The sequence below is a fragment of the Sphingomonas sp. BL-S-28 genome, from assembly GCF_055521515.1.
The window spans coordinates 435,893-442,500 of record NZ_CM145484.1 but is presented as its reverse complement, the minus strand read 5'-3'; the positions used below and the strand labels follow the sequence as shown (position 1 = coordinate 442,500).

Here is a 6,608-nt window from a genome sequence, read left to right as displayed (position 1 = left end):
TCCCTCAAGATTAGGTATCTTCGAGTCGTGATAGACCATCACGTTGATAGGCCGGGTGTGGAAGTGCGGTAACGCATGGAGCTAACCGGTCCTAATAACTCTGTTCATGCTTGATGAATCCCACCATCAATGACAGCCCTGCCTAAAAAGCAGCGATGTCTTGATGATCGGACGATCATCCAGCCAGATATCAAGCTCTAACTTAGAGCAGCACGGGATACATCGATTAAAAAACAGCACGCCGTCTCCATTGCTTGGTGACCATAGCGTCAGTGACCCACCCGATCCCATCTCGAACTCGGCCGTGAAACCTGTCAGCGCCAATGGTACTGTGGCTCAAGCCCCGGAAGAGTAGGACGTCGCCAGGCATTGTAGCCGGCGGGCTGATTAAAAACCCATCACAATGACAAAGGGCACACAGTGCCCCAAAGAGGGCCCTCGAGGCCCTCTTCGCGTCTCTACAAGACGCAAAACACGCTGACGCGGGGTGGAGCAGCCCGCCGTTCAGGCCGACGCAGTCGGAATGAACACACAAAAACGCTTCCGGGCTGACACTCTCAGCTCTCAATGGTGACGCGGGGTGGAGCAGCCCGGTAGCTCGTCAGGCTCATAACCTGAAGGTCGTAGGTTCAAATCCTACCCCCGCAACCAATCACAAAAAACCCATTCCAATGAAGTCTGCATTGCAGGACGCATACCGCGGGTGCGGGATGCAACCCTTTTCAGTGCGGCCACTTTGCGGTATCGGCGGGATTTCCCAGCCAGTTCAGGTCGCAGGTGTCTCCAGATCATGTCCAGTTGTGACCTTTGCGTCGTCCGGAACCGCGCAATCTGCGCAGCGCTCGACGCGAAGGAGCTTGAGGCGCTGAACGCCATCGGGCGGACGCGCGTGATCGAGCCCGGTGAATCGCTGATCTGGGAAGGCGAGGATTCCGTCCTGGTCGCCAATGTCATCGACGGCGTGCTGAAGCTTTCCACCAATACGGAGGACGGGCGCGAGCAGATCGTTGGCGTCGTCTATCCTTCCGACTTCATCGGACGGCCTTTCGGCGGCACCACGGGCCATGGCGTTACCGCGCTGACCGAAGCCAAGGTCTGCGTCTTTTCGCGTCGGGATTTCGATGCCTTCGCGCGGGAGCATCCCGCGCTCGAGCACAAGCTGCTGGAACGCACACTGGGGGAGCTGGATCGTACGCGTCGCTGGATGCTACTGCTCGGCCGCAAGTCCGCATCGGAAAAGCTGGCGAGCTTTCTGCTGGAAATGGCGGAGCGTCTGGGAGGGCAGGGGTGTGCCACCGCGTTCGAGAGCCCGCGCCGGATCTCGCTGCCGTTTTCGCGCCAGCAGATCGCCGACGTGCTGGGCCTGACGATCGAGACGGTGAGCCGCCAGTTCACGCGCTTCAAGCAGGAAGGCCTGATCGATCTGCCCTCGCGGCGGGATGTCACGATCCTCGATTTCGAGGCGCTGACTGCAGAGGCGGGCTGAACCCAGCGCTGGAAGCGGACACAAAAAAGGGGAGCCATCGGCTCCCCTTTTTGCGTTCAGTACCTCGCGCTTCAGAACCGGTAGCTGACGCCCGCGCTCAGCACCCAGGGATCGAGGTCATGCCTGGTCTTCAGCGCCAGCACGCCGTCGTCGTAGAACGAGGCGGTGGGCTTCACCCAATACTTCTTCGCATCCAGCGAGAGGCCGAGACCCTGATCGTTCAGCGCGATATCGAAGCCGCCCTGAAGCGCGAAGCCCAGCGCATTCGACATCTTCACTTTGTCCACGCCCAGCGCCCTTGCCGTGTCGCCCGGCTTTTCGTCGATCACGAAGAAGATCGACGGGCCGGCACCGACATAAGGCTTGATCGGCGTGCCGGTATCGAGGTGCGCCTTCAGCGTCACCGTCGCCGGCAGGATCAGCACGTGATCGACCAGCCCCGCGCCGGCAATGTCGCCCGTTCCGCTAACGTGGTGCTGGGTAAGGCAGCAGATCGTTTCGACCGAGAAAGTCTTGTTGAAGAAGTATTCCACTGCGACGGTCGGCACGACATTGTCGTTCGCCTTGGTGCCGACGCTATCGAGCGTCGCCAGCGTGGCACCCAGCGTGGTGTCGGTGTCGATCGACTTGATCTTGTCGATCTTGCCATCGGGCAGCACGGCAGTGCCGAGTACCTTGACCTGCCACTTGCCGTCGGGGCTGCCCGCCAGTGCCGGCGTGGTGATCGCGGTGGCGGCCGCGAGAATGGCGAGCATGGTCAGTTTGCGCATGTCTTGCTTCTTTCCATCGCCGCCGGGGCCGCACCGTGCGATCCCCCCTCTTGAGCGGCTATGGCCAAGCCTTTGCGCCCGTTCCCGTTTGGAGGAATTGATTGCGCGCAAATTCCGCCAAAATGCGTGCTTCCGCTGGCGAGCGGTTGCTTGATCGAGCGCAATGACGCGGGCCAGAGTTGCGACAATGCTTCCGCTTATGTGGACCTATCATCCCGATCTGCTGGCGATCCCGGTGCCGCGCTACACCAGCTTCCCGACGGCGGCGGAGTTCGCAGAGGGCGTCGGCCCGGCAGATTTCGTAACCGCGCTGGAAAGCACGCAGGGCGAGGTGTCGCTCTATGTGCACATCCCGTTCTGCGAGAAGATCTGCTGGTATTGCGGCTGCAACACCAGCGTGGCCAACCGTACCGACAGGGTGGCGAGTTACCTTGATGCCCTTCACCGCGAGATCGTGCTGGTGGCCGAGCATCTGCCGAAGACTGCGCGGATCGCGCGCATCGCTTTCGGCGGCGGCAGCCCCAACGGAATTGCCCCGGTCGCTTTCGTGCGACTGCTGGATGCGCTGACGCTGCACTTCGCGGCGTCGAGCCCGATCCTGTCGATCGAACTGGATCCGCGCACCTTCGGGCCGGACTGGGCCGCGGTGATCGGATCGGCCGGCATCACCCGCGCCAGCTTCGGCGTGCAGACCTTCTCACCCGCATTGCAACAGGCCATCGGGCGCGTGCAGCCGGCGCGGATGATCGAGGAGGGCACATGGATGCTGCGCAATGCCGGCATCTCCTCGCTCAATTTCGATCTTATGTACGGACTGCCCGGCCAGACACTGGACGACTTGCGCGATTCGCTGGAGCGGACCGTGGCGCTGGGCGCCGATCGCATTGCGCTGTTCGGTTATGCCCACGTGCCGCACCTGATCGCGCGCCAGCGCAAGATCGATGCGTCGGCCTTGCCCGATGCGGCGGCGCGCTTTGCGATGGCGGCGTTCGGCCATGCGTTCCTCATTTCCCAGGGCTATGTGCCGATCGGGTTCGACCATTTTGCCAGACCGGGCGACAGTCTGGCGCAGGCGGCGCTGTCGGGAATGCTGCATCGCAATTTTCAGGGTTTCACCGACGATCGCGCGCCCGTGCTGATCGGCTTCGGCGCCTCATCGATCAGCAGCTTCCCAGCGCTTCTGGCGCAGAACGAGAAGAATGCCGGGCGCTATCGCACGCTGCTTTCGCAGGAGCGGCTGACTACCAGCCGCGGCATCGTGCGCAGCATGGAAGATCGGCGCCGGGCCATGGTCATCGAACACCTGCTGTGCCGTCACCGCGCACGCATCGATGCCGACTTGCGCACGGAAGCCTTGCCCTTGCTGCAACCCTATTTCGCGGCGGGATTGTGCGAGAGTGACGGCGAAGATCTGGTGATCCGGGCGGAGGGCCTACCCTATGCCCGCTCGATCGCCGCGCGCTTCGATCCCTATCGCAAGGATTCGTTGCGGCGGTTCAGTTCGGCGGTTTGACGGAAAATCGCTTTAGCCGGCAGTCTCGAACTCGACGCCGAACAGGTTGCCGTCCACCCAGCGCACCAGCCCCCAGACCTCGCGCCCGTCATCCAGCACGGCGCGGATCACTTCGTTGACCGCGGGCGCCTTGCCGACGGCAGCCGCGCTGAACCCGCGCGAGGAAACGTCGCGTATCATCACTTCAACGGGTTGGCCCTGTGCGTCGGTGAGGACGTAGTGGGTGAGTTGCCCGTGGCGGCGCTCGCGCGGGATCGGGGTGGGCCTGAAGCGGGAAGTATCCATAGACGCGGCAGGACGGTCGAACTGCGCGAAAATTAAGATGCCGCTTCGAATTTGACCGCGATCAATGGCATGGGGCCACACATCTGCGAGGAAGTGCCTGCCGGTCTTGCACCGCCGCCCTTGCGGTCGGTGCGAACCGCTTCTCCCCAACTTAACGGGCGGTCCTGCGGGACCGCCCATTTTTGTATCAGGGCCCTTAGTTCAGACCCCGTAGCTCAGACCCAGGTGTCGGTCAGCTTGGTGGCGATCTCGATATCGTTGAGGAAGTCGACCTCGGCCCAGTTCATGCCCTCGATCGAATTGGTGCCGACCTTGCCGGTGGGGGCGATCGAATCGATCACCTTCAGATACCAGTGCTGCACGCCTTCGGGCGTGCGCATCGCCTGCCGCACGGTTTCGCGGAACAAGTCCGCGCCTTCGCCGCGGAAGGCGAGGAAGCCGATCGACTCCGAATTCGACTGTGCGGCGGTCAGCGTCTTGCCGATATGGACCAGACGGCCGTCCTCGGTCCGCTCCACCTTCATGTCGTCGCTGTCATAGCCTTCCTGCTTCACGTCCACGGTGACGGCGATCGGCCAGAGCTTGCCGTCCTTGTCGGTCGCGCCCTGCTGCACTTTGTGGACGATCTCTTCCGAAACCAGCGTATCGCCGTTGAGGATCAGGAAATCGCCGCGCATCGCCTCACGCGCGATCCAGCAGGAACCAAGATTGTCCGCCACCTTGAAGAAGGGGTTGAAGCGAACCGTGATCTCTACGCGCGGATCCTTGATCGACTGAAGGTGCTCTTCCAGCATGTCGGTCATGAAGCCGGTGACCACGTCGATCCGCTTCACACCGCCGCGCGCCAGCATCTCGATCTGCCATTCGATCAGCGAACGGCCGGAAAAGTCGATCAGGCACTTGGGGCGTTCGGCGGTAAGCGGCAGCAGTCGCGAGCCTTGGCCGGCGCTGAGAAGAATGGCGTGTTCGATCATGGGTTTCACATTCATGTTCGCGGGGGAGATGCCCTGCATCTAGTGATTGCCACGCAAAAGGAAAAGGTGCGGCGCGATAAGCAGGCCGCGTGGAGGGCCGCGAAGCTCAGCTCTTTCGGGGTACCCGTTCATGCTTGCGCAAGCGCGATTTCGCGACTGGCTTGCAACTCGCCTCCCCCTCGTTCAATGCAGGCTCAATGTCTCCCAAACGCCACCGCCAAGAGAGCACCACTCCGCTGGGCCGGATCCTGCAGAACACCGCCTGGCTGCTGGGCGGCAAAGGGTTCGGTGCGGTCTGCGGGATCGGCTATCTCGCGATCCTCACCCGCACGCTGGGGCTGAAGGATTTCGGCCACTTTTCGCTGATCTTCGGCACTGCGCAGGCGCTGATCGCGATTGCCGGGTTCCAGACCTGGCGCGTGGTCGTGCGCTACGGCAGCGAGCATGTGCACAATCTGGACTGGAGCAAGTTCGGCCGGCTCGGCATGCTGTGCGGCGTGCTCGATGCGCTGGGCGCGGTGATGGGCTGCGGATTGGCCGCGATCCTGATCTATGGCTTCGCGCATATGCTGGACCTGAACCCGCTCTACATGAACACGGCGTTCTGGTTCTGCTGCGCCTCGCTCTGGGCGCTGGTTTCGGCGCCGACGGGGATCGTGCGCGCGCTGCACCGCTTCGACATGGCGGTCTATGTGGAGGCCGTGGTGCCGACCGGGCGCCTGATCGCCGCTTTGGTGATCTGGCTGACCGGGCCGACGGTGGGCCGCTTCCTGTTCGCATGGGCGGCGATCGATCTGCTGGAAGCGCTGCTCTACTGGATCATGGCGCGCCGGCTTGCCCCCGCCGCGGTGAATTTCCGCAATTTCCTGCAATGGCGGCAGGCCATGGCTGAAAACCCCGGCATCGGCCGCTTCTTCATGGTCACTTACGTCGGCTCGACGCTCGATGCGGCGGTGAAGAACGGGCCGCTGCTGGTGGTCGGTGCCTGGGTGGGCACCAAGGCGGCGGGTCTCTACCGCCTTGCCTCGCAGCTGTCGCAGGCGCTGACCAAGCTTTCCTCGCTGCTGACGCGCTCGGTCTATGCCGAAGTGGCGCGCGCCCGGGTTTCCTCGCAGGCGGGCGAGTTCCGCAAGCTGGCCATGCAGACCAGCAAGATCGCCGGGCTGGGCGGCGTGGTGGTGGTGGCCGTCGCCATCCTGCTGGGCAAGGAATTGCTGGCACTGATCGGCGGCGACGCGTTCGAGCGGGGCGAGGCGATCCTGGTGCCGCTGACTCTGGCCGCCTGTTTCGATTTCGCCAGCGTCGCGTTCGAGCCGGTGCTCCATTCGACCGGACGCGCGCAAGCCTCGCTGGTGGCGCGTCTGATCTCGGTGGTGGCGCTGGTGCTGGGCATGGTGTTCTTCATCCCGATCGGCCCCAGCGGCGCGGCCTGGGCCGTGGCTCTGGCCGGCGCGGTGTCCTACCTCGCGATGGGGGCGATGGCGTGGCATACGCTGCGGCAGATCGAGCGGGACGAGATCCGCGTGATCGACGCCGAGCCCGAAGGCGACGAACCCGGCTCGACAGTGGAGTGACCGTGG

General features: G+C 63.3%; 6 protein-coding genes, 1 tRNA gene and 2 rRNA genes (1 of these 9 cut by a window edge). 6 read left to right on the top strand and 3 right to left on the bottom strand.

The features are described 5' to 3' along the window. The 4 genes from ACZ1JC_RS10855 to ACZ1JC_RS10840 all read left to right on the top strand — a co-directional run. A 23S ribosomal RNA gene (locus ACZ1JC_RS10855) occupies window positions 1–115 on the top strand; it begins 2,678 nt to the left of the window's first position. 138 nt (window positions 116–253) lie between these two features. Then, window positions 254–368 (top strand): 5S ribosomal RNA (gene rrf, locus ACZ1JC_RS10850). A gap of 206 nt (window positions 369–574) precedes the next feature. Then, window positions 575–651, top strand: a tRNA-Met gene (locus ACZ1JC_RS10845). A 139-nt stretch (window positions 652–790) separates the two neighbouring features. Then, window positions 791–1,486, top strand: a complete 696-nt coding sequence (locus tag ACZ1JC_RS10840; protein WP_465136850.1) for a Crp/Fnr family transcriptional regulator — start codon at window positions 791–793, stop codon at window positions 1,484–1,486. A 71-nt stretch (window positions 1,487–1,557) separates the two neighbouring features. Here the strand turns inward: ACZ1JC_RS10840 and ACZ1JC_RS10835 are convergent, their stop codons facing one another. Beyond that, entirely contained in the window at window positions 1,558–2,256 is a 699-nt protein-coding gene (locus ACZ1JC_RS10835) for an OmpW/AlkL family protein (protein WP_465136851.1), read from the bottom strand. Between the two features lie 199 nt (window positions 2,257–2,455). Between ACZ1JC_RS10835 and hemN the strand changes: the two genes are divergently transcribed. Continuing rightward, window positions 2,456–3,769 (top strand): oxygen-independent coproporphyrinogen III oxidase, encoded by a 1,314-nt coding sequence (gene hemN / locus ACZ1JC_RS10830; protein ID WP_465138624.1) that lies wholly within the window; start codon window positions 2,456–2,458, stop codon window positions 3,767–3,769. Between the two features lie 12 nt (window positions 3,770–3,781). Here the strand turns inward: hemN and ACZ1JC_RS10825 are convergent, their stop codons facing one another. Together ACZ1JC_RS10825 and ACZ1JC_RS10820 are read right to left on the bottom strand one after the other, a co-directional pair. Further along, the gene (locus ACZ1JC_RS10825) at window positions 3,782–4,054 is read right to left on the bottom strand and encodes a histidine kinase (RefSeq protein ID WP_465136852.1); all 273 of its coding nucleotides are present in this window, start codon (window positions 4,052–4,054) and stop codon (window positions 3,782–3,784) included. Between the two features lie 215 nt (window positions 4,055–4,269). Beyond that, a complete protein-coding gene (locus ACZ1JC_RS10820; RefSeq protein WP_465138625.1) occupies window positions 4,270–5,028 on the bottom strand; it encodes a phosphocholine cytidylyltransferase family protein in 759 nt (252 codons plus the stop codon). 197 nt (window positions 5,029–5,225) lie between these two features. Here ACZ1JC_RS10820 and ACZ1JC_RS10815 point away from each other — a divergent pair, with 197 nt between their 5' ends. Then, window positions 5,226–6,602: a lipopolysaccharide biosynthesis protein gene (locus tag ACZ1JC_RS10815; RefSeq protein ID WP_465136853.1), complete on the top strand. Its 1,377-nt coding sequence runs from the start codon at window positions 5,226–5,228 to the stop codon at window positions 6,600–6,602. Window positions 6,603–6,608: the final 6 nt, after the last annotated feature.

Bases quoted from the DNA above. Each gene is read 5' to 3' on its own strand.
- ACZ1JC_RS10835 (WP_465136851.1), bottom strand. From the start codon at position 2,256: ATGCGCAAACTGACCATGCTCGCCATTCTCGCGGCCGCCACCGCGATC.
- ACZ1JC_RS10820 (WP_465138625.1), bottom strand. From the start codon at position 5,028: ATGATCGAACACGCCATTCTTCTCAGCGCCGGCCAAGGCTCGCGACTG.
- hemN (WP_465138624.1), top strand. From the start codon at position 2,456: ATGTGGACCTATCATCCCGATCTGCTGGCGATCCCGGTGCCGCGCTAC.
- ACZ1JC_RS10815 (WP_465136853.1), top strand. From the start codon at position 5,226: ATGTCTCCCAAACGCCACCGCCAAGAGAGCACCACTCCGCTGGGCCGG.
- ACZ1JC_RS10825 (WP_465136852.1), bottom strand. From the start codon at position 4,054: ATGGATACTTCCCGCTTCAGGCCCACCCCGATCCCGCGCGAGCGCCGC.
- ACZ1JC_RS10840 (WP_465136850.1), top strand. From the start codon at position 791: ATGTCCAGTTGTGACCTTTGCGTCGTCCGGAACCGCGCAATCTGCGCA.